Annotated in this window: 18 protein-coding genes and 2 pseudogenes; 16 read left to right on the forward strand and 4 right to left on the reverse strand. The window is 71.4% G+C overall.

All coding sequences use genetic code 11. The features are described from left to right. Positions 1-19: 19 nt before the first annotated feature. Positions 20-1,087 (forward strand): ATP-dependent DNA ligase, encoded by a 1,068-nt coding sequence (locus tag ACLGIH_RS05065; protein ID WP_416524004.1) that lies wholly within the window; start codon positions 20-22, stop codon positions 1,085-1,087. Here ACLGIH_RS05065 and ACLGIH_RS05070 read toward each other — a convergent pair. Further along, on the reverse strand, positions 1,084-1,350 hold the full coding sequence (locus ACLGIH_RS05070; RefSeq protein WP_416529287.1) for an SMI1/KNR4 family protein: 267 nt from the start codon (positions 1,348-1,350) through the stop codon (positions 1,084-1,086). The two genes, ACLGIH_RS05065 and ACLGIH_RS05070, sit on opposite strands and share 4 nt — an antisense overlap. A gap of 488 nt (positions 1,351-1,838) precedes the next feature. Between ACLGIH_RS05070 and ACLGIH_RS05075 the strand changes: the two genes are divergently transcribed. The 11 genes from ACLGIH_RS05075 to ACLGIH_RS05125 all read left to right on the forward strand — a co-directional run bounded on the left by ACLGIH_RS05075 (position 1,839) and on the right by ACLGIH_RS05125 (position 13,368). Continuing rightward, a complete protein-coding gene (locus ACLGIH_RS05075) occupies positions 1,839-2,867 on the forward strand; it encodes a 3-deoxy-7-phosphoheptulonate synthase (RefSeq protein ID WP_416524005.1) in 1,029 nt (342 codons plus the stop codon). Between the two features lie 76 nt (positions 2,868-2,943). Further along, positions 2,944-4,362, forward strand: a complete 1,419-nt coding sequence (locus tag ACLGIH_RS05080; RefSeq protein WP_416524006.1) for an aldehyde dehydrogenase family protein — start codon at positions 2,944-2,946, stop codon at positions 4,360-4,362. After that, positions 4,359-5,684: a phenylacetate--CoA ligase family protein gene (locus ACLGIH_RS05085; RefSeq protein WP_416524007.1), complete on the forward strand. Its 1,326-nt coding sequence runs from the start codon at positions 4,359-4,361 to the stop codon at positions 5,682-5,684. Before ACLGIH_RS05080 ends, ACLGIH_RS05085 begins: the two co-directional genes overlap by 4 nt. Next, positions 5,681-7,435 carry a prenyltransferase/squalene oxidase repeat-containing protein gene (locus ACLGIH_RS05090; RefSeq protein ID WP_416524008.1) on the forward strand — a complete coding sequence of 585 codons (1,755 nt, stop codon included), beginning with the start codon at positions 5,681-5,683 and terminating at the stop codon, positions 7,433-7,435. The genes ACLGIH_RS05085 and ACLGIH_RS05090 overlap by 4 nt, the downstream gene beginning before the upstream one ends. A gap of 13 nt (positions 7,436-7,448) precedes the next feature. Further along, positions 7,449-7,892, forward strand: coding sequence for a hypothetical protein (locus tag ACLGIH_RS05095; RefSeq protein WP_416524009.1), 444 nt, complete (start codon positions 7,449-7,451; stop codon positions 7,890-7,892). Continuing rightward, the gene (locus ACLGIH_RS05100) at positions 7,879-8,160 is read left to right on the forward strand and encodes an acyl carrier protein (RefSeq protein WP_416524010.1); all 282 of its coding nucleotides are present in this window, start codon (positions 7,879-7,881) and stop codon (positions 8,158-8,160) included. The genes ACLGIH_RS05095 and ACLGIH_RS05100 overlap by 14 nt, the downstream gene beginning before the upstream one ends. Continuing rightward, the gene (locus ACLGIH_RS05105; protein WP_416524011.1) at positions 8,157-9,302 is read left to right on the forward strand and encodes a class I adenylate-forming enzyme family protein; all 1,146 of its coding nucleotides are present in this window, start codon (positions 8,157-8,159) and stop codon (positions 9,300-9,302) included. The genes ACLGIH_RS05100 and ACLGIH_RS05105 overlap by 4 nt, the downstream gene beginning before the upstream one ends. Next, the gene (locus ACLGIH_RS05110; protein ID WP_416524012.1) at positions 9,290-10,039 is read left to right on the forward strand and encodes an SDR family NAD(P)-dependent oxidoreductase; all 750 of its coding nucleotides are present in this window, start codon (positions 9,290-9,292) and stop codon (positions 10,037-10,039) included. Before ACLGIH_RS05105 ends, ACLGIH_RS05110 begins: the two co-directional genes overlap by 13 nt. A 78-nt stretch (positions 10,040-10,117) precedes the next feature. Continuing rightward, positions 10,118-11,170 (forward strand): phenazine antibiotic biosynthesis protein, encoded by a 1,053-nt coding sequence (locus ACLGIH_RS05115; protein ID WP_416524013.1) that lies wholly within the window; start codon positions 10,118-10,120, stop codon positions 11,168-11,170. A gap of 31 nt (positions 11,171-11,201) precedes the next feature. Next, a complete protein-coding gene (locus ACLGIH_RS05120) occupies positions 11,202-12,848 on the forward strand; it encodes an HAL/PAL/TAL family ammonia-lyase (protein WP_416524014.1) in 1,647 nt (548 codons plus the stop codon). A gap of 13 nt (positions 12,849-12,861) precedes the next feature. After that, positions 12,862-13,368: an allene oxide cyclase barrel-like domain-containing protein gene (locus ACLGIH_RS05125; protein ID WP_416524015.1), complete on the forward strand. Its 507-nt coding sequence runs from the start codon at positions 12,862-12,864 to the stop codon at positions 13,366-13,368. A 21-nt stretch (positions 13,369-13,389) separates the two neighbouring features. Here the strand turns inward: ACLGIH_RS05125 and ACLGIH_RS05130 are convergent, their stop codons facing one another. Then, positions 13,390-14,262, reverse strand: coding sequence for a helix-turn-helix transcriptional regulator (locus tag ACLGIH_RS05130; RefSeq protein ID WP_416524016.1), 873 nt, complete (start codon positions 14,260-14,262; stop codon positions 13,390-13,392). 151 nt (positions 14,263-14,413) lie between these two features. Here ACLGIH_RS05130 and ACLGIH_RS05135 point away from each other — a divergent pair, with 151 nt between their 5' ends. Next, positions 14,414-15,814 carry an MFS transporter gene (locus ACLGIH_RS05135; protein WP_416524017.1) on the forward strand — a complete coding sequence of 467 codons (1,401 nt, stop codon included), beginning with the start codon at positions 14,414-14,416 and terminating at the stop codon, positions 15,812-15,814. A 77-nt stretch (positions 15,815-15,891) separates the two neighbouring features. Here the strand turns inward: ACLGIH_RS05135 and ACLGIH_RS05140 are convergent. After that, positions 15,892-16,722, reverse strand: a pseudogene (locus tag ACLGIH_RS05140) (chorismate synthase). A gap of 269 nt (positions 16,723-16,991) precedes the next feature. Between ACLGIH_RS05140 and ACLGIH_RS05145 the strand changes: the two are divergent. After that, positions 16,992-18,587: an FAD-dependent monooxygenase gene (locus ACLGIH_RS05145; protein WP_416524018.1), complete on the forward strand. Its 1,596-nt coding sequence runs from the start codon at positions 16,992-16,994 to the stop codon at positions 18,585-18,587. Between the two features lie 56 nt (positions 18,588-18,643). Here the strand turns inward: ACLGIH_RS05145 and ACLGIH_RS05150 are convergent, their stop codons facing one another. Beyond that, positions 18,644-19,600 carry a hypothetical protein gene (locus tag ACLGIH_RS05150; protein ID WP_416524019.1) on the reverse strand — a complete coding sequence of 319 codons (957 nt, stop codon included), beginning with the start codon at positions 19,598-19,600 and terminating at the stop codon, positions 18,644-18,646. A 315-nt stretch (positions 19,601-19,915) separates the two neighbouring features. On the opposite strand from ACLGIH_RS05150, the pseudogene ACLGIH_RS05155 reads away from it, so the two are divergent. Continuing rightward, a pseudogene (locus ACLGIH_RS05155) lies at positions 19,916-20,619 on the forward strand (transposase); the annotation flags it as partial. 167 nt (positions 20,620-20,786) lie between these two features. Beyond that, positions 20,787-24,905, forward strand: a complete 4,119-nt coding sequence (locus ACLGIH_RS05160) for a type I polyketide synthase (protein ID WP_416524020.1) — start codon at positions 20,787-20,789, stop codon at positions 24,903-24,905. Positions 24,906-25,051 lie beyond the last annotated feature (146 nt).

Below are 25,051 nucleotides of genomic sequence, written 5' to 3' on the forward strand. Positions count from 1 at the left end.
ATCCGGTCAGAATCGGACCATGGATCTGCCCGTGATGCCTCCCGTGAAGCCGATGCTCGCCAAGTCCGTGGCGAAGATCCCGCCCGGCATGCAGTACGAGGCGAAGTGGGACGGCTTCCGGGCGATCGTGTTCCGCGACGGCGCCGAGGTCGAGTTCGGCAGCCGCACCGGCAAGCCGCTGACCAGGTACTTTCCCGAGCTGGCGGACGCCGTGCGGGAGCGGCTGCCGGAGCGCTGCGTGGTGGACGGGGAGATCGTGATCGCCCGCGAGGGGCGGCTGGACTTCGACGCGCTCACCGAGCGCATCCACCCGGCGGACTCCCGGGTGCGGATGCTGGCCGAGAGGACCCCGGCGTCCCTCGTCGCCTTCGACCTGCTGGCGCTGGACGGCGAGTCCCTGCTCGACGTGGGGCTGTCCGACCGGCGGGCACTGCTGGTCCGGGCGCTGGAGGGGGTCACCCCCCCGGTGCACGTGGCGCCGGCGACGACCGATGTCGCGGTGGCCCGCAAGTGGTTCGAGCAGTACGAGGGGGCCGGGCTGGACGGGGTCGTGGCCAAGCCGCTCGACCTGCGCTACCGCCAGGACGAGCGGGCGATGTACAAGGTCAAGCACGAGCGGACGGCGGACGTCGTGGTGGCCGGCTACCGGTTCCACAAGAGCGGTCCGGTGGTCGGTTCGCTGCTGCTGGGCCTGTACGACGACCGGGGCGCCCTCCAGCACGTCGGCGTGAGCGCCGCCTTCTCCATGAAGCGGCGCCAGGAACTGGTGGCGGAGCTGGAGCCGCTGCGCATGGACGACGTCACCGGGCATCCGTGGGGTGCCTGGGCGGACGAGGCCGCGCACGAGACGGCGCGGCTGCCCGGCGCGCCGAGCCGCTGGTCGGGCAAGAAGGACCTGTCCTGGGTGCCGCTGCGCCCCGAGCGGGTCGCCGAGGTGGCCTACGACCACATGGAGAACGGGGCCCGCTTCCGGCACACGGCCCGGTTCCGCCGCTGGCGTCCGGACCGCACGCCGGAGAGCTGCACGTACGCCCAGCTGGAGGAGCCGGTCCGCTACGACCTGGCGGAGATCCTGGGCGGGCCTTAAGCCGACCTGGGGAGATCCTGGGCGGGCGGGGACTTTGGGAACGCGTCTTGGTACTTCAGCCGGACGTCTGTATTCGTCCTGACGATGTCCGCGACTCCGGCCGGCGGCCCGTGGTGGCTCAGCATCGGTGCCCTCGCCCAGTTCCCCCCGTCATGGCAGCGCAGCGACGCCACCAGGTCGTCGGGTAAGGAGACACCGAGCGCGCGCTGGGCGGCCTTGATGTCCGCGCCGGACTCCGGCGGACGCAGCAGGGCGTGGCTGATGGCCCGCCATCGACACTCGGTCGGGAACGGTCCCCGCGCGTGCGGCGCTCAGCGGCCACGAGACGAATGCCGGAAATCGCCGCCGGTTCCTCACCAGAAGACGGGATCAGGGGAACCGTCCGCCCCGCACGCGGAACACGGAAATTTCCGAAATCGACGGTGTGCGTTGTCGTGCAGCTAGATGCACCACAGCTTGCTGCACGCGACGCGGGTGGCGAGCCGGCCGCGAGATGCGGCACGGTGATCCACGTGTTCGCCGGACGTTTCCCCGCCACTCGACATCGTCCATTCGATCGGTCCTCTCAGGATGTGCACTTACTGAATTTCTGAGAGCCACCCGGATGATTCGTTGCCGACTCCCAGCCGGTGCGCTGAGTAGCACGAATTGAGGAACGATGCAGACTCTTGACACCCTGGCCGAAGAGAAAACCGATTCCACTACAGGACAATTACTGCCGGACGACGTCGGCGGGCGCTGCCGCGCGTATGTGACGAGCACCCCCGACGAACTCCTGAGCGAGCTTCCGCTGACCGAGGCCGCGGCCCGCTCGGTGGGCGCCGGCCGTGTGATGACGCGCCGTGTGCTCAGTGGCGCGGACGACCGGCTACTCGTCGTGGTCGGTCCGTGCTCGATCCACGACGTGAACGCCGGTCTGGCCTACGCCAGGTCCCTGCGCAGCCTGGCCGACGAGCTGGCCGAGGACCTGGCGGTCGTCATGCGGGTGTACGTCGAGAAGCCGCGCACCACGGTGGGCTGGACCGGGCTGCTGTGCGACCCGGTACTCGACGGCGGCCTGGACCTCAACCGGGGGCTTCGCGCCTGCCGGACGCTGATGCTGGAGATCGCCGAACTGGGCCTGCCCATCGCGACGGAGTGGCTCACCCCGGCCGTCCCGGCGTACCTGGCCGACCTGGTCTCCTGGGGAGCCATCGGCGCGCGGACCGTGGAGAGCCAGGTGCACCGGCAGCTGGCCAGCGGTCTCCCCATGCCCGTGGGCATGAAGAACGGCAGCACCGGTTCCGTCAGCGTCGCCCTGGACGCCATGCGGTCCGCGGCGGCTCCCCACGGCTACCTCGGCCTCGGCCCGGACGGCAGGCCGGTCACCCTGCGCACGAGCGGCAATCCGCACTGCCATGTGGTGCTCCGCGGCGCCTCGGGCCGGCCCAACTACCGCGCCGAGGACGTGCGCGAGACGGCGCGACTGCTGTCTGCCGCGGCGCTGCCGGCCGGTCTGGTCATCGATGCCAGTCACGGCAACAGCGGCAAGGACCACCTGCGGCAGGCCGAGGTCGCCCGGGAGATCGGAGACCAGGTCGCGGCCGGCGACCCGGACATCCGCGGCGTCATGCTGGAGGGCTTTCTGGTCCCCGGGCGTCAGGACCTCGACGCGGGCGAGCCCGTGTTCGGGCGGAGCATCACCGACGCCTGCATGGGGTGGGACGCCACCGTGGACGTGCTCCAAGACCTCGCGGCGGCGGCGCGACAGCGCCGCGCGCTGCGGGCCGTCAGCCGCTGACCCGGCCTTCTTCCCCATGCCTGTACGCCCCTGACGCGTGCGCCCTTGACTCGCCGGAAGGAACAGGAGAGCGAGCATGCTGGACATCCCCGCGCTGGGCCCGGCAGGGCCCTACCGGACGCGGAACCGCACCACCGTCGCGGACGCCTCGGGCATCCCGGCACTGGACGTGGCGGCGGTCCCGGGTCTGGTGGTCTCCCATTGGATCGACCAGCTCCGTGACCACGCCCCCCTGCCCGTCGCGGAGGTCCCGGACGTGCTCGGTAAGGCGGCCGACGTCTTCGAGGCCGAGGAGATCCTCGGGGACCGCCTCGACGCCCACGAGCGACGGGTGTCTGCGCTGACGGGCACGCCCCTGACGGTCGTCCGCGCCAGTGACGCGCTCATCACGGACACGCTGCGCGACGTGGCCCGGGCCCCATCGGCGGCACGTCCCACGGGCTGCGCACCGCTCGGCATCGCCGTGTCCGGCGCGCCGTTGGCGGGCGCCGCGTGGTGCCGTACCGGCGATGTGTTCGCCGTGCACGCCGCGGGCAACAGCCCGGGCGTCCACGCCATGTGGCTGGATGCACTGGCGCTCGGCTACCGGGTCGTCGTACGCCCCTCCCACCGGGATCCGCTCACGCCGTTCCGCCTCGTCACGGCGCTGCGCCGGGCGGGACTGCCGCCGGCTCAGCTGATCGTGGCGCCCTGCGACCACACGACGGCGGATCTGATCATCGAGCGCGCGGACCGTGCCCTGGTGTACGGCGGTCAGGACGTCGTGGACAAGTACGGCGACCGCGCCGACGTCCGGCTGCAGGGGCCGGGCCGTTCGAAACTGGTGGTGGCCGCCGACGGGGACCGCGGCGCCGCGCTGGAGCTCGCCGTCACGGGCGCGCTGTATCACGCGGGCACCGCCTGCACGGCCACCACGGGCGTGCTGGTCGAGCGGGATCCCGCGGGTTTCGCCGCAGAACTGGCCGCCGCGCTGGGGAAGATGGCACCGGCTCACCCGCTGGACGTCGGGGCGGTGCTGCCGTGCATGCCCCGGGCCGCCGCGGAACGGCTGACATCCGTGCTCCTGGGGCGGGCGAAGGACGCGGTCGTGCACCTGGCTCCGAGGGCGGAACCGCTCGGCGGCGAGGGCTCCCTGACGGCGGTGACGCCCGCCGTCGTGGAACTGGCGTCCGCGCGGGACCCTTCCCTGTCGTACGAGATGCCCTTCCCGTGTGTGTGGGTCGGGCCCTTCGAGCGGGCCGCCCCGGACGTGCTCGACGGCTCGCTGGTGCTGTCGCTGCTCACCGGGGACCGGGAGCTGGTGGCGGCGGCCACGGAGCTGACAGGGGTCTCCAACGTGTATCTGGGCCGGCCGACGTCCTGGACGCACCCGGACGTTCCGCACGACGGGTTCCTCGGGGAGTTCCTGATGCGTGCCAAGGGGCTGGCGCACGGTGTCCCGCCGACGGGGCTCGTCGATACCCCGGCTCATCCGCGATCGAGGAGTGACACATGAAGATCAAGTCCAGGAGTGAGCTGGACTACCTGGAGCGGATCCGGCGTGAGGTGACCACGCGCCCCCGCGACGCCGCCTCCGACGAGGCGTTCCACACCGCGAAGCTGGCCGAGGTCTGGCAGCGTGCCGCGCGGACGAGCGCCTACACCTCCCTCGGCCCGTTCTCCATGGACGCGTTCCGGGGCCTGCCCGCGACCGCCAAGGAAGACCTGAAGGCCCGGCCTCTCGACTATCTGCGCGTGCCGGTCGGCGATGGGCTGAAGTACTACCAGACCACCGGGACAACCGGAGTCCCCACGCCGACGCCCCGCACCGCGCGGGACATGATCGCCAACACCGTGTCCGTCGCCGAGGCCTGGCGCACCATGCTCGCGGGCCAGGGGCACCGCGCTCTGATCCTGCTGCCGTCGGACATCGTGCCGGTGGCCGACCTCATGGTCGGCGTCTGCGAGTTCCTGGAGGTCCCGCACGTCAAGGCCTATCCCTACACGACCGGGATCTCCGACTGGGACCGCATCGCCGGCCTGTGGGAGGTCTTCGGGCCGACCGTCGTCTTCGTGGCGCCCGGGGTGCTGCTGCAGTTCTCCCAGATCATGAAGAGGCGTGGCGTGCTCGACCGGATGCGTCGGCCGGTGGAGCTTCTCATGCTGCTCGGCGAGGTGAGCACCCCCGAGCTGCGGGCCATGGTCGGGCACTGGTGGGACGCGCGCGCGTACGACGCGAGTTACGGCAGCACGGAAAGCGGCACGCTCGCCGCGTGCTGCGCGCGGGACCGGCTGCATCTGCTGCGCCGGGCCAACTACTTCGAAATCACGGACGAGGACGGCATCGCGCCGGCCGAGGCGGGGCGCGAGGGACGGCTCGTCGTCACCCCGCTCAACAACGACGCCCGTCCGCTCCTGCGCCTCGACATGGGTGACGAGGTGTCCCTGACCGGCGGCTGCCCCTGCGGCGCGGACACCCCGGTGGTGACGGTCCACGGCCGGGGGACCGACGGCACCGGGATCAAGGGCAGCCGGGTGCGCACCCGTGACTTGGAGGGCATCGTCTACGCCAACCACGACGTCATGGGTTATCTGATCGAGGTCGACGAGCGCGGCACCTGGGCCAGGCTGCTGCTGGAGCGGGATCCCCGCACCGACCGCGAGGCTGAGCCCGCGAAGCGGGACCTCATCCAGCGGCGCACGGACGAGCACCTCGGCTTCCGCTGGGACGAGGTCCGGTTCGTCAACCGGCTGCCGGTCACGACGAAGAGCGGCGGGTCGCAGAAGAGCTGGAAGCGCTCGAACTTCCGGGTCGTCGACGAGGTGGTGCCGGCATGACGTACGAGACGCTGCTCAGGTCGTCCGGGGTGGTCTCCGGGGAGTCGGACCTGTGGTGCACCTACGCGGCCGTGCGCACACTCGCCTGGCTCGGCCGCATCGGCGACCTGCCCTCCCCCGGGTCCGTCGCCGGCTTCCTCGCCTCCCGGCAGAACTCCGACGGCGGATTCGCCTGGTCGGCCGGTATGTCCTCCGACGCCTGGGCCACCTACTACTGCACCCAGGCACTCGCCGAACTGCCCGCCCGCGGCCGCGGTACGACGACCAGGCCGAGTTCCGCGTGGGTGCGGAGCACCGCCCACGCGGACGGCGGATTCGCGATGACGCCCGGTCAGGCGTCGGACGTCTGGGCGACCTACTACTCCGTACGCACCCTGGTGGAGATCTACGGCGAGCAGCCGCCGGAGGCGCTGTTCGACTGGCTCGCGGCGCTGCAGGCCGAGGACGGCGGGCTGGCGTGGAGCCCGGCCCATGCCAAGAACGGCGTGTCCGACGTACGGGCCTGCTACTACGCCGTCACTGCGTGGAGCACCGCCACCGGCGGACGCGGTCCGCTGCCGTGGAACCGTGAGCGGTTGACCGATTGGCTCATGGCCCGGCAGAGCGCGGCCGGCGGATTCACCTTCCAGGCGGGCGACGCGACGGACTGCCTGTGGGCGACTTTCCGGGCCACCGGCGCGCTGGCCCGCCTGGGCGAGACCCCGCGGGACCCCGAGGGCTGCGTGGCCTGGATCCGGACCCGGATGCACCCGGAGGGGTCGTTCACCCGGTGGCCCGGATATCCGGTGCCCGACGTGTGGGCGGCGTTCTGCGCGGTGGGAGCGCTGCGGGAACTCGGCGCCGATCTCGACGACGCGGCCGAAGGGGTGGTCCGCACCGTGCTGTCCTTCCGGACCGGACAGGGCGGCTTCACCTATCGCGTGCCCGAGCTGGCCTCGGACGTGCTGACGACCTCCGCCCATCTGATGGCGGGCCGTTTCACGGACGCCGAAGCACGGGAGGCCCTGCGGTGGATGGAGAGCTGCATGCTGCCGAACGAGAACGGCATCATGTACATGCCCGGGCGAGGGAGTGAGGTGCGGTGCACCCTCTGGGCTCTCTCGGCCGGGGCGTTCCACGACGACCCACCCGCCCGTGCCCGGGTCGCGGACTGGCTCGCCGGTGCCATCCAGAACCCCGACGGCGGATTCGGCTACTGGGAGGGCCGCGCCTCGGACATGGTGTCGACGTGCGCGGCCTCGGAGATGCTCCACAACACGGCACGCACGTCCGCCGCCGCCTCCCTGCGCAGCATCGCCGGGTACGTGGCCTCCTGCGAGACCGCGCCCGGTCGGTACGCCAACGTGCCCGGTGGCCTGCCCACACTGCGCGCCACCCTGCAGGGACTCCGGGCGCTGCACAGGACGACGGGCGCGGACGGCACCCGCGCCGGTGAGGCGCTCGCCCGGCACGCCGGCGACGCGCTCGCCCGGCACCGGGTCCGGGGCGGGGGCTTCGCGAACGAGGGCAACCGGGTCCCCGACCTACTGAGCACCTACGAAGCCGTCCTCGCGGCGGACGTGTTCGGCCTTGACTGGGACGCCGACCACCTGACGAGGTTCCTGGACCGCGTGCGCACGGCCGGCGGCGGGTTCGCCTGGACACCCCTCATGTCCGCCGACGGCGGCCCGCTCGCCGACTGCCTGGGACGGCGTCTGGAGACGCGGCTGTCGCCCGGCCGGGCCGCCCTGCCACCGCTGTCCCTGTCGTGAAAGGCGCGGAATCTTGCCGACTGTCGATGTGACCAGCACCCCGCTGGCCCCCTCCGCACGGCTCAGGGCCGCCCTGCGCCTCACCCGGTGGATGGCCGCGCACGGGTCCGACGCCGTCCATGTCGTGGTCACCTTCCGCACCGCGGAGCCCATGACGTACTTCTGCGGCGGCGTGCCATTGACGTCCTATCAGGACGGCGCGGACGAGGGTCCGTCCGCCCGGTGGGCGTCCGCCGTGTGCCACATCCATCCCGACCGCGACCACGCCTACCGGGCGGAGCTGGCCGAGGAGATCAGAGAGGCGCTCGGTCTTGAGGAGAGCGCCCACCTGACGGTCCGCTTCGAACCCACCCAGCCCGACCGGGTGTTCTACCTGGAATCGGGGTCGATGACGAGCGGCGGCCCGGCACTGGCCGACCGCGGAGCAGAGAAAGGTTTCGAACATGCCCACCTCTGACACCGACCTCACCCGGATCCACGGCCGGGTCCGGGCGGTCCTGGAAAAGCGCTTCGGTGACGCCGCCCGAGCCCTGGCCCCGGACGCGGATCTGTCCGCCGCGCTGCCGGGTTTCGACAGCCTGGCGGCTCTCGAGTACGTCACCGCCGTCGAGGGGGAGTTCGGCATCGAGGTCGACTTCGTCGGGGACGACGTGCGTTACTGGTTCAGCACCCTCGACCGGACCGCCGAGTACGTGCGGGAGCGCGTCGAGGACCAGGCGGCATGACGACGAGTACGGCGTACTCCCCCGCCGGGCTCCGCGACGAACCCGGTGAGCCCCGTGAGTCCGGTGAGCCCCGTGCATCCGGTGAGCTTCGTTTCGAGACGTCCGGCAGTACCGGGACCGCGCGTCGCTGGTTCCGGCGCCCGCGCCAGATGGAGCGCGAGGTGGAACTGATCGGCGGACGTCTGGTCGGCCCGGTTGATCACGTGATCAACTATGCCCCGCCACGGCACCTGTTCGGTGCCCTGTTCGGCCGGTGGCTCCCCGGCATGGCGGGGGTGAGCGTCCACCAGGCGTGGGCCGATCCGTTCGCGCCCCTGTCCGTCTCCCCGGGTGCGCGGGTCCTGGTCGTCTGTGTTCCGATGGCCTGGGACCTGCTGCGGCGCGGCTGGCCGGCGCTGGAACGCGCGGGCTCGGTCGTCGCCCTGCACAGCTCGGCGGCCCCGCCGCCCGGGGCCCGTGAACTACTCCGGCGAGCCGCTTCACGGCTGCGCGCCCACGAGATCCTGGGTTCGACCGAGACCGGGGGCATCGCCCACCGGCCGCTCGTCGCCGAGGACGGCGAGTGCGGCGAGGGCGCCGAGGGCCCTTGGGAGGCCTTCCCCGACGTGTCCTTCGTCCGTGCCGCCGGGGCACCGGCGGGAGCGACGGAGGAACTGGTGGTCCGCGGCCCGCGCCTGGCCCGCCCGGAGCACGGGACCCGACCGCCCGCCCAGTGGGCGACCGGCGACCTGGTGGAGTTCACGGGCCCCCGCGCATTCCGGCTGGTCGGGCGCGACAGCTCGCTGCTCAAGGTGAACGGCAGGAGAGTCCATCTCGCCGGGGTCGACGAGCGGCTCAATGCCCGTCTGCCGCACGCCGAATGCGTCACGCTCGCCCTGCCCGGCGACCGGCTCGCCGGGGAGGGATACGCGGTCTTCTGGTCCGCCCGCGACAGCGGAACAGGCGTGGCGGACATCAGAGCGGCCCTGCGGGACTTCCCCAGCCCGTCGCGGATCGTGGAACTGGCGGCCATCCCGAGGACCGCCGCCGGCAAGCCGGATCGCCGGGCGCTCCTGGCGGCCCTCCGGTCACCGTCCGCCTCCCTTTCCCTCTCTGCTCTTCCCTCCCGTAGTCGTACAGAGGATTCAGTGTGTCCAGGTTGATCGTGGTGACCGGTGCGAGCGCCGGCATCGGCAAGGCCACGGCGCGGCGGTTCGCCGAGAACGAGGACAAGGTGCTGCTGATCGCGAGGGGTGAGCAGCGGCTCCGTCAGGCGGCCGAGGAGATCACCTCCAGCGTGCCGGGAGCGGACGTCGAACCGCTCGCCCTCGACTTGTCCGACGCCGCGTCCGCGGAGATTCTGCGCGGTCGGGTCAGGCAGACCGGACTGCCCGTCGGCGGGCTGCTGTGCTGCGCGGGTGCCGTCCCGCCATCCGGTGGCGAGGAGCTGGCATCGGTGGTGGCGGAATGGCAGGACGCCTACCGGTCGAACGTCCTGACCGCCGTCATCGCCGTGGAGTCCCTGCTGCCCCTCATGGCCGACGGCGGTGGCATCGTGCTCTACAGTTCCATCGCCGCCTACCGGGGATCGCGCGGAACCGGCGGCTACGGCGCCGCCAAGGCGGCCCTGCACTCGTACGTCCACGTCCTCGCGACCCGCCTGGGACCGCGCGACATCAACGTCAACGCGATCGCTCCCGGCTATGTCGCGGGCACCGACCTGTTCGGCGGCGAGCTTCCCGCCGCGCGGGAGTCCATGCTCGTCCGGCAGACGGTGCTGGGACGCGCAGGAGCACCCGCGGACGTCGCCGAGCTGGGCTTCTACCTCTGCTCGCCGTCCGGCGGCTACGTCACCTCGCAGATCCTCCAGATCAACGGCGGCTCGCAACACGGCGTATGACGGCGGCGGGGCCGCTCCCCGTCCGCGTCCGCACTCGAATCCGTCCCTCCTCTCGACCGAGAAAGCACGGTGATACGCATGACCGCCCGAGAACAGGCCGACGCGCACGTCCGGGCCATGATGCGCTGGCATTTCGACCCGGCCACGGGCTCCCGCTTCTGGCTGGACCGCCGCGACCGGCTGGGTTTCGACCCGGTCGAGGACGTGCGGTGCGTCGATGACCTGCTGCGGTTTCCCAACCTGGTGGACGAGCTGCGGGACGTACCGGTCGAGGACCTGATCCCCCGCGGCCTGGACGCGACGGAGAAGGTGTTCGCCGTGTACGAGAGCGGTGGCACCACCGGGGCGCCCAAGCGCTTCGTGATGTTCGAGAACTGGTTCGACCAGTACATGGCGTGGGAGAACTCCCACTACCCCGACGACGGCCGGGGCCACGCCTTGGCCGTGGCCCCCAGCGGCCCGCACATGCTCGGCGAGTACTCCCGGCGGATCGCGGAGGCCAGGGGCGGCATCCGGTTCTCCATCGACCTCGATCCCCGCTGGGTGAAGCGCCTCATCGCCGCCGGTGACACGGCCGGCGCCCGCGCCTACGTCGACCACCTCGCCGACCAGGCCGAGCTGGTCCTGCGCTCACAGGACATCGCCTTCCTGATCACCACGCCGCCGCTGCTGACCCGGTTGGCCGAGCGGGCCCCGGTCCGGGCGCTGGTCCAGGAGAAGGTGCGTCTGATCATCTGGACCGGAGCGCACATGGACGCCGACACCCTGGACTATCTGTCCACCGAGCTGTTCCCCAAGGTGCGGTTCCGCGGGTCGTACGGCAGCACCTCCGTCCTCAGCGGCACGGTCCAGCGCCCCGACCCGGAGGGCACCGGCGACACGGTCTTCGACTCGTACGCGCCGTACGTCTTCTATCGCGTGGTCGATCCCTCCTCCGGCCGGCCGGTCGAGTTCGGAGCGGAGGGGGCCGTGGTCATGAACCACCTCACCAGTTACGGCCTCGTACCCAACAGCCTCGAACGCGATCTGGCCACGCGCGTGCCCAGCCCCACGGGTGTCGGGGACTCGCTGCGCGACATCCATCCGGTTGCCGAGGTGGACGGCCAGAAGCTCATCGAGGGCGTCTACTAGGCCACCGGCCGCAGGGGAAGGAACGGTACACATGGCGTACGGGTCCACGGCCGGGCACCTCGAACTCGACGGCGCGGGCCTCTCCTCCCGCGCGGTCGCCGCAGCCGCACGCCGGGGCGGCGGAGGCACTCGGGTGACGCTGAGCGCCGCGGCGGCCGAGCGGATGCGTGCCTCCGTCGGCCTCAAGGAGAGGCTGCTGACCCAGGAGATCCCCGTCTACGGCGTCACCACGGGCTTCGGGGACAGCTGCGTCCGGCAGATCTCGCCGGACAAGGCGCACGCGCTCCAGCGCAACCTGGTGCTCTACCACCTCAACGGAGTGGGGCCGACGGCCACGCCGGAGGTGGCCCGGGCAACCATGATCATCCGCGCCAACGCACTGGCGAAGGGAGTCTCGGCGATCCGGCCGCAGACGGTGTCGACCCTGCTGGAGTGTCTGGGCCGGGACATCCTGCCGCTGATCCCCGAACGCGGCTCGGTCGGCGCCAGCGGTGATCTGGTGCCCCTGTGCTATCTGGCCGCGGCGCTGATCGGGGAAGGCCGGGTGCTGCACCGCGGCACCGTGCGCCCGGCGGCCGAGGCCCTGCGCGAGGAGGGCGTCGAACCGCTGCGGCTCGCGCCCAAGGAGGGCACTGCGCTGATCAACGGCACGTCCTTCGCCGCGGCGTACGCGGTACTCGCCGCCTGGGACACACGGGAGCTGGCCTTCGTCGCCGAACTCGCGACGGCCATGACGATCGAGGCGCTGCGCGGCAACGCGTCCGCGCTGCATCCCTTCGTGCACGCCGCCAAACCGCACCAGGGCCAGGTGCGGTCGGCCGAGGTCATCCGGGATCTGCTGACGGGGTCGAAACTCGCCACGTCCTTCGAGGAGATCCTGGTGCGCCGGGAGCGGCTGCTCGGGCGCGGTCACCTCCAGCTCACCGAGCGGATCCAGGACAAGTACTCGGTGCGCTGCGCCCCGCAGGTCATCGGCATCGTCCGGGACACGCTCGCGTGGACGGAGAGCTGGCTCGACACCGAGATCAACTCCGCCACCGACAACCCCCTGTTCGACGCCGGCACGTCCGTCCTCCACCTGGGCGGCAACTTCTACGCGGGGCATGTCGGACAGGCCATGGACAGCCTGAAGACCGCGGTGGCGGGCCTGGCCAACCTGCTCGACCGGCAGCTCGCACTCGTCGTGGACGAAAAGTTCAACGAGGGACTGCCGCCCAATCTGATCGTCGCAAGGCCACCGGACGCCCCCGAGGCGGGTCTGCATCACGGGTTCAAGGGGATGCAGATCGCGGCCTCGGCCGTCACCGCCGAAGCCCTCAAACAGACCGGGCCGGTCTCCGTCTTCTCCCGCTCCACGGAGGCGCACAACCAGGACATCGTCAGCATGGGCACCATCTCGGCCCGCGATGCGCGCACGGTCAACGGGCTGGTCCGCGAAGTGGCGGCCATCCACCTGCTGGCCCTCGCCCAGGCGATCGACCTGCGCGGCGCCCATCTGGCGGCACCGGCCGTCCGGGCGGTGCACGGGCTCATCAGGGAACACAGCCCCTTCGTCACCCGCGACCGGCGGCTGGACCACGACATCGCCGTGGTGACCGGTCTGATCGAAACCGGAGCGCTGCGGCGCGCCGCGGGGTTCGGCGACGAGACCTTCGACGACTTCGACGACCCGCACTAGGGAGTTACCTCGCGTGTCCAAAACCCCTTTCATGTCCAAGACCCACGTTCTGCGAAAGACCCATGTCGCCCTGTTCGGCGCCGTCGCCACCGGAGTGCTGGCACTGGGCATATCCTCCGTGCTCGCCTTTCCCGCACAGGCCAGGCCCGAGAAGGTCATCGATCTGGCCGTGGGCAACGACGGGGTCGTGCACACCGACGTCGGCACCCCCGGGCTGAGCGTCGGAGACGAGTTCGTGTACGCCGACAAGCTGTTCCGGGACGGCAAGCAGGTCGGCGAGGACGGCAGTTCCTGCCAGGTGGCCAAGCTGGACGGCTCGAAGATCGTCACCAACTGCGTCCTGTCGGTCCAGCTGCCGGACGGGCAGCTCACCGCCCAGTCCCTCTGGATCAAGGGCACCGACACCGTGCGGATGGCCATCACCGGCGGCACCGGCGCCTACCGCGGCGCCACCGGCGAACTCACCTGCAACGACATCCAGACCCCGCACGAGACCTACCGGATCTCGCTGGACAGGTGACCGAGCACGGCGCCGACGGGGTCACCGCTCACTCCTCGCGGAGTGCGCGTCCTCGCCGAGGTCGGCCATGTCCAGCAGCAGCATCGCGTCGTGATCCGGGGTCCCCGGCACCGCCTGGTAGGTGACGAGGCGCTGACCGTCCGTACGGGAGATCGTCATCACCTCGAAGCTGAGGCACATCGAGCCGACCTCGGGGTGCCGGAAGTGCTTCCGGCCACCGCCGTGCGCCCGTACGTCGTACCGCTCCCACAACTGGGCGAACTCCGGGCTCTTCATCACCAGCTCGCCCACGAGCTGGGCCAGCTCCGGCACGTCCGGATCGGCACCCGCCATCGCCCGCAGGTGGGCCGCGCTGTGCGCCGCCATCGTCTCCCAGTCGCGGTACAGCCTGCGGCCCATGGGGTGCAGGAACATGTAGCGGGTGAGGTTCCGCCGCTCCGGCGGCCAGTCGGTGAGCCCGGGGAAGAGACGCAGGCCGGGGCGGTTGGCGGCCAGCAGGTCGTTGGCGCGGCTGACGACGTACGCAGGTGACGGACGCAGCGTCTCCAGCAGGGTGCGCACCGAGTCCCGTACGGCGTGCGGCGGCTCCGGCGACCCAGCCGACGGCTGGCCGGCGGCGAGGGCCACCAGCTCGTGCAACCGGTGCAGCGCCTCCGGCGACAGCCGCAGCGCTCTGCCGAGCGCCTCGACGACGGCGGGCGAGGGCCGGGTCTCGCGGCCCCGCTCCAGCCGCGTGTAGTAGTCGACGCTGACCCCGGCCAGCGTCGCCAGCTCCTCGCGGCGGAGGCCCGGAGTGCGGCGGACGCCCGTGCCGGCGGGCAGGCCCACGTCCTGCGGGCGGACCTGTCCGCGCCGGGCACGGAGGAAACGACCCAGTTCCGTACCTTCACTCATCCGGCCATTGTCGCAAGCCGTCCCGCACCCAGGGAGGTCGTGTCAGGGCCAGGAACACCGTTCCCCCGTACAGCTCGGTCTGCCTGACGGCGCACGAACCGAGCACTGTGATCCCAGGTGAAACGAACGTCTCAGTGAGGAGCAGTACGCGATGAGCGTGGCGCAGTCCAGGACAGGCGCGACGGCCAGGGGAGGGACGGCTCCAGGAGCGCCGGGGCGAGCCGGCTCCGCCACCGCCGCTCTCGTCGCCGCCGTCCTCGGCTTCTTCGTGATCACCCTTGATGTCTCCGGCGTCAACGTGGCCCTGCCCGCCGTGGGGCACGACCTCGGCGGCTCCTTGTCCGGACTTCAGTGGGTCGCCGACAGCTACACCCTGATGTTCGCGGCGCTGATGCTCTCCGCCGGCGCCCTCTCGGACGCCGTCGGCGCGCGGCGCGCGTACGGCTGGGGGATCGGCGTCTTCACCCTCGCCTCGCTGGCCTGCGGGCTGGCGCCGTCAATCGGGACGCTGACCGCCGCGCGGGTGGTGCAGGGAGGCGCGGCGGCGGTGATGGTGCCCGCTTCACTGGCGCTGATCCGGCAGGCCTTCCCCGACGACCCGGACGCGCGGGCGCGCGGCATCGCCCTGTGGACGGTCGGCGGCGCCGTGGCCATCGCCGCGGGCCCCGTCCTGGGCGGGCTGCTCACCACGGAGTGGGACTGGCGCACCGTGTTCTTCCTCAATGTGCCCGCCGGGCTCGCCGCCTTCCTCACGCTGATGCGTGCGGTGCCGTCCCCCCGCCACCCCGTCGTCTTCGACCTGCCGGGGCAGCTGACGGCGGTCCTGGCGCTTGCCTCGCTCACCTTCGCCGTGATCGAGGGCGGGCACCACGGCCTGACCGCGACGGTGCTGGCCGCGGCCGGGGCCGCGGTGGTGACCGGAGCCGCTTTCGTGGTTGTCGAGGCACGGCGGCGCGCCCCGATGCTCCCCCTGGAGCTGTTCCGCCAGCGCGGAGTCAGCGTGCCGGTCGTCGCGGGCTTCGCCTGCAACGCCGCCTTCTACGGCGGGGTCTTCGTACTGAGCCTCTTCTTCCAGGAGCAGCGGGGGCAGTCGGCGTTCTCCGCCGGGCTGATGTTCGTGCCGATGGCGGTGATCACCGCCCACTTCAACTACTTCTCCCCAAAGGCGGTCTCCCGCTACGGCCCGCGGACCGTGGTCGTCGCGGGGCTGCTGACTGGTGCCGTGGGCTGCGGCGGGCTGGCCGCCGTCGGCGCGGACACCCCGTGGTGGGTGACCGCCGTGCTGATGATCCCGCTGGGCGTCGGCGGCGCCCTCGCCATGCCGGCGCTGACCTCCCTGATGCTCGACAGCGTCGCCGCCGAGCGGGCCGGCACGGCCGCCGCGCTGCTCAACACCAGCCGGCAGACGGGTGGAGCACTCAGCATCGCGGTCTTCGGCGCACTCCTCGCGGGCGGTTTCGCCACGGGTATGCGGGAGAGCCTGCTGCTCGCCGCGGGCCTGCTCGTGGCCAACGCACTGGGCGCGGCGACCCTGTTGCCACGGCACCGATGACCGACGAGGACGCCGACGGCGGGCGTACCGGGCCAGGACCCGGTACGCCCGCCGTTCGTTCCCGGCAGGCCGGCGTTCTATCGGATGGGGAGGTTGTCGAGGCGCGACCGCACATTGCCGCGCGTCTCGGTCACGCTGTCCCCACCGAACCTCTCCGCCACCGCGTCCGCCGGCACCAGCGCCACCGTCGCCTCCGCGACGATCCCCGCCGCCGGTACCGCGCACACATCCGAACGCTGATGATGCGCGGCAGCGGGCTCACCCGTGGCCACATCCACCGTCTTCAGCGCCCGCGGAACGCTCGCGATCGGCTTCCCGACAGCGCAACCGCCAGCCGCGCGTCCAGCCGCCGGTCCCAGTGCACAAGCGAACCCAGACCCACCAGCACGCCGTACGCCAGCACCTCCACCACACCCCGGAGCGAGCGTGTCGCCGTCCTGGTGGGCCTGGTCGATCTCGCGACCACCGCCTTCGACGCGTCCGCGTCCAGAACCGCACCGGATCGGCGTCCAGCCTCTCCACGTCCGCCGGAGACGGGTAGACCGCGTACGGCGTCTTCGCAGCCGCCAGCTCAACGACATGGACGATCTCGATCCCGGCCGTCTCCCTCAGAAACGACCGCGCCCAGCGCCACCCGCGCGCCGTCTCCCGCGCCGACGCCCGCTCCAGCACCGGACGGGCCTCGTCGAAACCGTACTTCTGCATCCCCGCCAGATCGGCGTGACCGGGCCGCGGCCGGGTCAGCGGCGCGTTACGCGCCAGCTCGGCCAGCTCCGCCGGATCGACCGGACCGGTGGCCATGGCCTTCTCTCCGTGGTGACCGGCACACCGGCCGGAAGGCCCTCCAACGTCGCGACGAGTGCGGGTCCATGGGACTCCCCCGCGGTCAGCCAGCGCAACCTGCTCAACGGTACTCCTCGTCCATCTGCCCCCGGGTCATAAGGAATTAATAGAGCCACCAGGAATTTTTGTGCAGCAGCAACGGATTGACCGCCGGTGATGTCAGCGCGCCCTTCATCGGTCCCTGACATGCAGGAAGCTGCACCACAACTTGCTGCGCCCGCCGCACGGTGGCCGAAAGACCCGGCGCATCCTCAAGCTGGATCGGTCGGGTGTAATCCGCTCGGCTGCATAACCGCCGGGACGTTCTGTGACCGCCATGTAGGAGGCAGATGTCATGTCAGTTCAAAGAGTTCCCGTCCTCGTCGTCGGTGGCGCCTATACCGGGCTCACGACTGCTGTGAGTCTTGCCGCACGTGGCGTGCGTCCGCTTCTGGTGGAGCGGCGGCCGACTGTTTCCACGCTGCCGAAAGCATGGGGACTCAACACACGTTCGCAGGAACTGCTCAACACGCTGCCTGGAGTCGCGCGGCGCATCCGCGACGCCATCGCCGGCGCGCAGTGGCCCCGTATGAGCCATGGCCTCTCCCTGGCCGATCCGGAGCGGCGCTTCCTCGACCCGCCGGCGGAGCCCGACCCGCGCGAACTGTCCGCTGTGCCGCCGCTGGCCTGGATATCCCAGGCCCAGGTGGAGGAGATCCTGCGGGTCAGTGCCGAGGAAGTCGGCGCGGATCTGCGGCCGGGCACCGAGATGGTCGCCCTCACCCAGGACGAGGAGAAGGTCACTGCGACACTGCGTGAGGTGACCACCGGCCGCGTCTACACGGTCGAGGCGGACTATGTGGTGGCGGCCGACGGCAATATGAGCAGGACTCGGGACCTGCTCGGTATCACGGTCGAAGGCAGCGGAGTCATCGGCCATATGTACATCATCACCTTCGAGGCCGATCTCACGCGATATGTGAAGAAGGGCGCGGTCGAGGTCATCGGCATGCCCGGCAGCGGATCCAGCTTCATTCTGGACGGCTCCGAGCGGCACACCCTGTGGGTCGACTATTTCCCCGAACGGGGAGAAACTCCGGAGGACTTCACCGAGGACCGGTGCGTCGAGCGGATCCGCCGGGCCGTCGGCGATCCCGAGATCGATGTCGCCTTCGTCAACGCCCGTTTCTTCCCCATCAATCACAAGCTGGCCGAGCGGTTCCGGGAGGGCCGAGTCTTCCTGGCCGGTGACTCCGCGCACGCCTGTCCGCCCAACGGCGGGCAGGGCGGCAACCTCGCCATCCAGGACGCCTACGACCTGTCCTGGCGGCTCGCCCTGGTGCTCACCGGACAGGCGGGAGCCGGACTGCTGGACATGTACGAGACCGAGCGGCGACCGGTCGTCGACATCACCCTCAGGCGCGAGGTCGAGCTGGCGAAGATCTCCGAGGGCCGGGTGCCCGCCAGTTACAACCCGGCCGATCCGAACGCCCCCGTTCCCATGCCTAAGGAGTATCTGGGCTTCCGGTACCGCTCGTGCGCGATCCGCACCGAGGCCGACGACGACGACAGCCTCCAGGAGGATCCGTGGCACCCCACTGGGCGACCCGGGGGGCGCGCCCCGCACGTCCCCCTCACCGACGGCCTGCGGGAGTTCTCCACCCACGACCTGTTCGGCCGTGGTTTCGTCCTGCTGGCCGGGTACGAGGCGCCCGAGTGGGTCGCCGCCGCGGAGAAGGTCGCCCGCATGCTCGGGGTGACCATGGCCGCGCACCGGCTAGGTGACCGCTTCACCGACAGGGACGACCTGTGGCGCGGCCGCTACGGCGTCGGGCCGACCGGCGCCTCGCTGATCCGCCCCGACGCCGTCGTGGCCTGGCGCAGCAAGGGGGCCGCAAACGACCCCGAGGCTCAGCTCACGGCGGCCCTCACCGCGATACTCGCCCGCTGACCGCAGCGAGCCCGGCAGGTGACCGCCCGCGGCGCACGGTCACCGGACAACGCCTGTCACCGGGAGCCGCGGGCGGTCGGTTCATGCCGCCGTATGATCCCCGACGGGCCTTCGAAGCCTGCCCCGTCGAGCCCGGACACGAGCAGGTGATCGCGGACCAGCCACCCGGCCTGGAACCGGCTGTGCGCCCCGAGGTCGCCGAACAACTCGGCGATGTACTTCCGACACGTCCGCACACCGATGCCGAGACGCCTGGCCACCACCTCGTCCTTGTAGCCCGCGGCGAGCAGCTGGACGATCGCGGTCTTCGTCTCCTGGGTCAGGCTTTCCGGGATGCGGTTCTTACCGCCCGTCCGCTGGAAGGCCGTGCTTGTCGCCCAGGCACTCACCACCGTGTGCACGATGAACCCCACCAGGGCTTGGTGCTTCACCATGTGCGCCCTGCAGACCTTCTCACCGCCGCCGCCCCCGCCGTCGCCGTCGCCGTCGCCGTCGCCGTCCAGCAGGAACGCCACGGAGCGGTCGAAAACGATCAGCGCGGGCAGCGGCGCGGCGGTGGTGCGCACCTCACCCCCCGATGCCGAGATCCGTTCGACGCAGTCGCGCACCTCGGCGTCGTAGCGGGACAGGTGAGGCAGCAGCACCCGTACGCCGGCCTCCGGCCTCATGGGTTCGAAGTCCCGGCAGACGATGTCCCGGGCGAGTTCCGGAGCACCCCGCCCCAGGGGCTGCACGGCGAGCACGTCGTCGGCGCACCGTGACGCGCACTCCTCCAGCGCGGCACGGATGTCGGCCGCGCCTTCGACCGTGACGACGGAGCCGAGTCCGGTGCCCTGCGTCCCGTCGGCACACAGCCCGGAGAGCGTGTCGAGCTGCTCGCGGATCTGGACCAGCTGGGCCTGCCACGCGTCGATCACTCCCGAGAGGGGCTTGGCGTACTGAAGTCCGACCAGGTCAGGGTGGACCGCGGTCCAGGCGCTGCGGCCGTGTGCCTCGGTTCGCGCGAGCCGCATCCTTCTCAGCCGTGACAGTACGCGCTCCGTCTGTCCCGGGCCCCAGCCAAGGTTTCTCGACAGCCTCTCCAAGGTGGCACCACCTGTGCTGACGAGAAACTGATAAGCCGTCAATTCTTCGTCGGCCAGGAGTGGAACCATCTGACTGATGTCCACAGCCTCCCCCTACCTGCTCTCGGACCAGAGTGATCCAACAATAAACACCGAGTCACTCTTGAACGCAAGTACAAATATTTCGGGGTGCGGGATGCCTGCGCCACGGGGCAAACGGTGCGTCAAGTCCTGCTGACAGCACTTCGTCAGGTCGGGTGATCTCGCAAGTCGGTCCAGCCGACGGCCGATCGGCCGCCGGACGGCAACATGCAGGCCCTGCAGCAGTTCGTGAACCAGTCGCCGTGAGATCGGGCGCCGTGCGGCGGCGGATCGCCGAGCGATTGTGCGGGGCGATCAGCCCTGACGTGCGGGTCGTCGACGATGTGCCTTTCCCCAAGTGCGGGGCAGCGTCGGCGGGGGCGGCACGGCAGCACTGCGGGACCCTGGGCAAGCGAGCGAACTCAGGTCGCGGTCGGCGTGCACGCCGCCACGGACACGACAACAGGTCACGTGGCGACACGGCAACAAAGGCACGACGGCCTCACGTTTCGCTGCTCTTGAGGTGCGGCCGTCGGGCAAGGAAGCCTCCCGCACCGCCCAGGAACAAGCCGGTGGCCGCAGCCGGTGGAACGGGGTACTGCCTTTGCGAACGCCGCTCGCCGAACAGCCCGAAGAAGCCGACGAGCCGACCGGCTACCGGATGACCAACCTGTCCGCCACCACGCCGATCGCCGACCTGGTTCGGTGGGCAAAGATGCGATGGCGGATCGAGCACGACTGCCGCGAACTCAAACGGCCTGGGCCTGGACCACTTCGAAGGCCGCAACTGGCGCGACTGGCACCACCACGTCACTCTCGTCACCGCCGCCCAGGCCTTCCTCACCCTCAGGCGGCTCGACCCAAGAGCCCACAGGCCGGCCACCTAGTCCTCGACGCGCTCCAGGACCTACTGAAAGTCCGAACCAAGCACTGCTGGTTAAGGGTTCCTTAAGAGCATGGATGGGATCCCGGGGCAAGAATGAATCTCGGTGTATTTTTGGATCCCCGCTCGATGATCAACCGGCTCAGTCATGCAGCAAGCCTGGAGTCCTCCATGCACGCACAACAGTTGCCTCAAGCACCCGTCGCGATCGTCGGCATGGGGTGCCGCTTCCCCGCGATCGGAAGCATCGACGAACTGTGGGACGTGCTCATCACCAATACCGACACCGTGACTCCGGTCCCCCGTGAGCGCTTCGACATCCGTGACCACTACGACCCGAGCCCCATGACCCCCGGCCGGACCGTGTCCCGGCACGGCGGCTTCCTTGCCGATCCCTTCGGCTTCGATGCGGCGTTCTTCGGCATCTCGCCCGTGGAGGCCCGCGAGACGGACCCGCAGCAGCGCCTCCTTCTGCACGTCGTCTGGGAAGCCCTGGAGTCCGCCGGGATACGTCCCTCCCGGCTCGCGGGCAGCCGGGGCGGTGTGTTCGTCGGGCAGGCGACGGCGGAACACGCGGACACCGACCCGCGGGGACACGCTCAGGACGTCCGCGGCATGGTGGGAAGCCGGCTGCGCGCCGTCACGGCCGGCCGCGTCTCCTACGCCCTGGACCTGCGCGGACCGAGCGTCGTCCTGGACACGGCGTGCTCCTCCTCGCTGGTCGCCGTGCACGCCGCACGGCAGAGTCTGCTCACCGGCGAGAGCGACCTGTGCGTCGCCGCGGGGGTCAACCTCATCCTCTCGCCGCACGACGCCATCGCCTACTCCCAGGGCGGCATGCTCTCTCCCGACGGCCGCTGCCGGTTCGGCGACGCCCGGGCCCACGGCTTCGTCCGCGGCGAGGGCGTGGCCGCGATCGTCCTCAAACGGCTGGACGACGCCCTCCGGGACGGCGACCCCGTGTGCGCGGTCCTGCTCGGCAGCGCGGTCACCAACGACGGCGCGGCGAGCGAACTGCTGATCCGCCCCTCCGTGGAGGGGCAGGCCGACACACTGCGCCAGGCCTGTGCCGTCGCCGGTGTCAAACCGTCGGAACTCGACTACGTCGAGGCGCACGGCACCGGAACGCAGGTCGGGGACGCGGTCGAACTCCAGGCGCTCGCCGAGTCGGCCGGCCGTGACCGTCCCGCCGGGCAGCCGCTGCTGACCGGGTCGGTCAAGACCAACATCGGTCACGCCGAGGCCGCAGCTGGAATCGCCGGGCTGATCAAGGCGGCGCTGATCCTCCGGCACGGCGTCATCCCCGCGTCACTGCACCTCGACGAGCCGCACAGCCTGCTCGCTCGGGACGACTTCCCGGTACGGGTGGTGACCCGCAACCAACCCCTGGAACCGGCCGGTTCCGGCGCCCTGCTCGGCGTCACCTCCCTGGGGCTGTCCGGGACCAACGCCCATGTCGTCGTCGGCGCCCACACGCCCGCGCCGGCATCCGCTTCCGTATGCGCATCGGCATCGGCATCCGCTTGTGGGTCCGCATCCGCATCCGTACCGGAGACCGCACCAGTACCCGGTTCCGTACCTACCCCTCCCGGCACTGACGGGAACGCCGGCCCCCACCTGCTGGTGCTCAGCGCGCGAACGCCCGGCTCCCTGCGCCGCCTGGCCCGGGACTACGCGGCCTACCTCGCCCCAACCGGCCCAGGGCACGGCCATCCGCTGGGCGACATCTGCTCCGCCGCCACCACCGGACGCGACGCCCATCCCCATCGGCTGTGGGTCGTGGGCGACGACCATGACGCGCTGTCGCGGCGGCTGTCCGCGCTCGCCGCCGGTGAGACGATTCCCGACGGCGGGTTCGCGGAGGCGGGCCTGTCGGGCGACCGGCGCGTCGTCTTCGTCTTCTCGGGGCAGGGTTCGCAGTGGGCGGGCATGAGCCGGGCGCTCTACCGCGCCTCGCCCGCCTTCAAGGCGGCGCTGGACGCGTGCGACCGGGCCGTGCGCGAGGAGTCGGGCTGGTCGGTGCTGGACCGGCTGATGTCCGGGGACTCCGAGCTGCCCACCGACGTGAGTGTCGTCCAACCCGCCCTGTGGGCCGTGCAGGTGGCCCTCGCCGCAGCGCTGCGGGAACGCGGGGTGGAGCCGGACCTGTGCCTGGGCCACAGCATGGGGGAGACCGCTGCCGCCCAGGTCAGCGGCGCGCTGTCCGTCCGGGACGCAGCTGCCGTGATCTGCCGCCGCAGCCGACTGATGCAGCGAACGGCCGGCCAGGGCGCCATGCTCGCCGTGGAGTTGCCGGCCGCCGAGGCCAGGCGGTCCATCGAGGCGTACGGCGACAGCCTGTGCGTGGCGGTCGAGAACGCGCCCACCAGCACTGTACTGGCGGGAGATCCCGTGGCCCTCGCCGCCGTGCGGTCCGAGCTGGAGGAGAGGCACGTCTTGTGCCGCGCGGTGAAGGTGAACGTCGCCTCGCACTCGCCGCAGATGGACGCCCTGCGCGACGACCTGCTGCGCGAGCTGGCCGACCTCGCACCGGGCCGCGGTACGCCGGGGATGGTCTCCACCGTGTACGGCTCCCGGGTCGCGGGCCCCGACCTGACGGCCCACTACTGGGTGGAGAACCTGCGCCGCCCCGTACGGTTCGCCGACGCGGTACGGCGGGTGGCCGAGGAGGCGGAGAGCGTCTTTCTCGAGATCAGTCCGCATCCGGTCCTCGTCGCCGCCATCACCGACACGCTCGCCGACGGCCATGGCGCCGCCGCGGTGTCCTCGCTGCACCGCGCGTGCGACGAGCCCACCGAACTGGCCCGCGCGGCCGGCCGCCTGTTCGCCCACGGCGGGCGGGTGGACTGGCAGCGGTGGCATCGCGGCGGCCCACGGCACGTTCCGTCCCTGCCCACCTACTCCTGGGACGTCGTGCAGTTCCGCCGCGAGGCGGCCGGACCCGCGGCCCGGCCGCGCTCCGGGGTGTCACGGGTGCGCCGTATCGACCTTGCGTCCTGGGGCCGGACCGCCGACTGGGGTGACGGCGTCAGGATCCGCGGAGTCGCGCCCGTCCCGCCCATGGCCCATCTCGCGGCCATGCTGGAAACGGCCCGCGAGGCCGACCCCGAGGCCGCGTTCGCCCTGCGGGACGTACGGCTGGGCGACACGCCCCTGTTCCTTGAGGCGGCCGGCGACACGTCCCTGCGCGTCACCCTGGACGGACCGTATCCGGACGGAGACGGAACCGACGGTACGGTGACGGTGCACGCCGTGCCGCCGGGCACCGCGGACCCTGTCTTCTGCGCCTCGGGACGGCTCGTCCGGGCGGAGACCGCGGGCCCTGCGGCCGGTGATGTCCTCGACTCGGCTCTGGCCCGGTGCCGTGACTACCTGGGGGGGCGGGAATTCGACGCACTCGCTCGGCGCCACGGGTACGACATCGGGAAACCCTTGCGGGGCGTGCAGCATCTGTGGCGGCGCGACGGTGAGGCCGTGGCGCGGGTACGGCTGACGCATCCCCTGCTCCGAATCGGCTGGGAGGCGGGCCTGCTGCCGCTCCTGGCCGCCCTCCCGGGAGCGGCGTCGGGCGACGACCGCCCCCTCGTCCCCGTCTCCTACGACACGGTCCGCTGCCACGCCGAGCCGGAGCCGGATTTCTGGAGCGTGAGCCGCGTACGGACCGAGGCCGGGGAAGACGCGGTCCTGGCCGATGTCCTCCTGCTCGCACCGGATCTGCGCCTCCTCGCGACCTTTTCCGGTATCCGTCTACGGCGTATCGCCGAGACGTCCCGGACGAGGACGTCCCGGGCGGGCACACCCTCGGTGCGCGTGCCCGCGATGGTCTCGGCGCTCGCCGGCCCGTACCTGGCGCCGCTCACCCGCGCGGTCAGGAAGATCACGCACCCCCTCGGCACCGGCCTGCGCACCCGGTTCCCGCGTCCCGTCGTCCCGGCCGCCGACGACCGGGTCCGCGCATCGGCCACGGCGCGAACGCCCGTCGCCGCGCCGCCGCCCGGGAGCGATCCCACTCCCGCGTCCCGTCCCTATGGCGTCAGCGCCGCGGAGTCGCTTCTCGAACACTCCGCGGTGCTGCTCGGCATGCCCGTGTCCGCCATCGACGAACGCCGGTCGCTCCGCGAACTCGGGCTCGACTCCCTCATGGCCGCCCAGCTCCGGCAGCGTCTGCGACGCAGTCACGGCGTCGACATCAGCGCCGGGCGGCTCCTCGGCGCGGAGAGTGTCGCCGGCCTGCGCGAGAGCCTGGCCCGGCACGGCACCGGCCCGGAGACCCTTCCGGACGGGGAGTGACGGCACTCCGCGTGACAGCAGGGCCGGGGAGGCATGTGTCGGCCGGAATACGACAGGACGAGCGGCATCAAAACTTGCACTGTGGTATAAAAAAATCGCGGTCGGGCCGGCAGTGCCACCGACACGCACCGCCGCGACACGCCGCC

The sequence above is a fragment of the Streptomyces hamibioticus genome, from assembly GCF_047946815.1.
Lineage (GTDB): Bacteria > Actinomycetota > Actinomycetes > Streptomycetales > Streptomycetaceae > Streptomyces.

Coding starts and splice junctions, on each gene's coding strand:
- ACLGIH_RS05065 (WP_416524004.1), top strand. CDS start 20: ATGGATCTGCCCGTGATGCCTCCCGTGAAGCCGATGCTCGCCAAGTCC.
- ACLGIH_RS05080 (WP_416524006.1), top strand. CDS start 2,944: ATGCTGGACATCCCCGCGCTGGGCCCGGCAGGGCCCTACCGGACGCGG.
- ACLGIH_RS05085 (WP_416524007.1), top strand. CDS start 4,359: ATGAAGATCAAGTCCAGGAGTGAGCTGGACTACCTGGAGCGGATCCGG.
- ACLGIH_RS05090 (WP_416524008.1), top strand. CDS start 5,681: ATGACGTACGAGACGCTGCTCAGGTCGTCCGGGGTGGTCTCCGGGGAG.
- ACLGIH_RS05100 (WP_416524010.1), top strand. CDS start 7,879: ATGCCCACCTCTGACACCGACCTCACCCGGATCCACGGCCGGGTCCGG.
- ACLGIH_RS05105 (WP_416524011.1), top strand. CDS start 8,157: ATGACGACGAGTACGGCGTACTCCCCCGCCGGGCTCCGCGACGAACCC.
- ACLGIH_RS05115 (WP_416524013.1), top strand. CDS start 10,118: ATGACCGCCCGAGAACAGGCCGACGCGCACGTCCGGGCCATGATGCGC.
- ACLGIH_RS05120 (WP_416524014.1), top strand. CDS start 11,202: ATGGCGTACGGGTCCACGGCCGGGCACCTCGAACTCGACGGCGCGGGC.
- ACLGIH_RS05130 (WP_416524016.1), bottom strand. CDS start 14,262: ATGAGTGAAGGTACGGAACTGGGTCGTTTCCTCCGTGCCCGGCGCGGA.
- ACLGIH_RS05135 (WP_416524017.1), top strand. CDS start 14,414: ATGAGCGTGGCGCAGTCCAGGACAGGCGCGACGGCCAGGGGAGGGACG.
- ACLGIH_RS05145 (WP_416524018.1), top strand. CDS start 16,992: ATGTCAGTTCAAAGAGTTCCCGTCCTCGTCGTCGGTGGCGCCTATACC.
- ACLGIH_RS05150 (WP_416524019.1), bottom strand. CDS start 19,600: ATGCGGCTCGCGCGAACCGAGGCACACGGCCGCAGCGCCTGGACCGCG.
- ACLGIH_RS05160 (WP_416524020.1), top strand. CDS start 20,787: ATGCACGCACAACAGTTGCCTCAAGCACCCGTCGCGATCGTCGGCATG.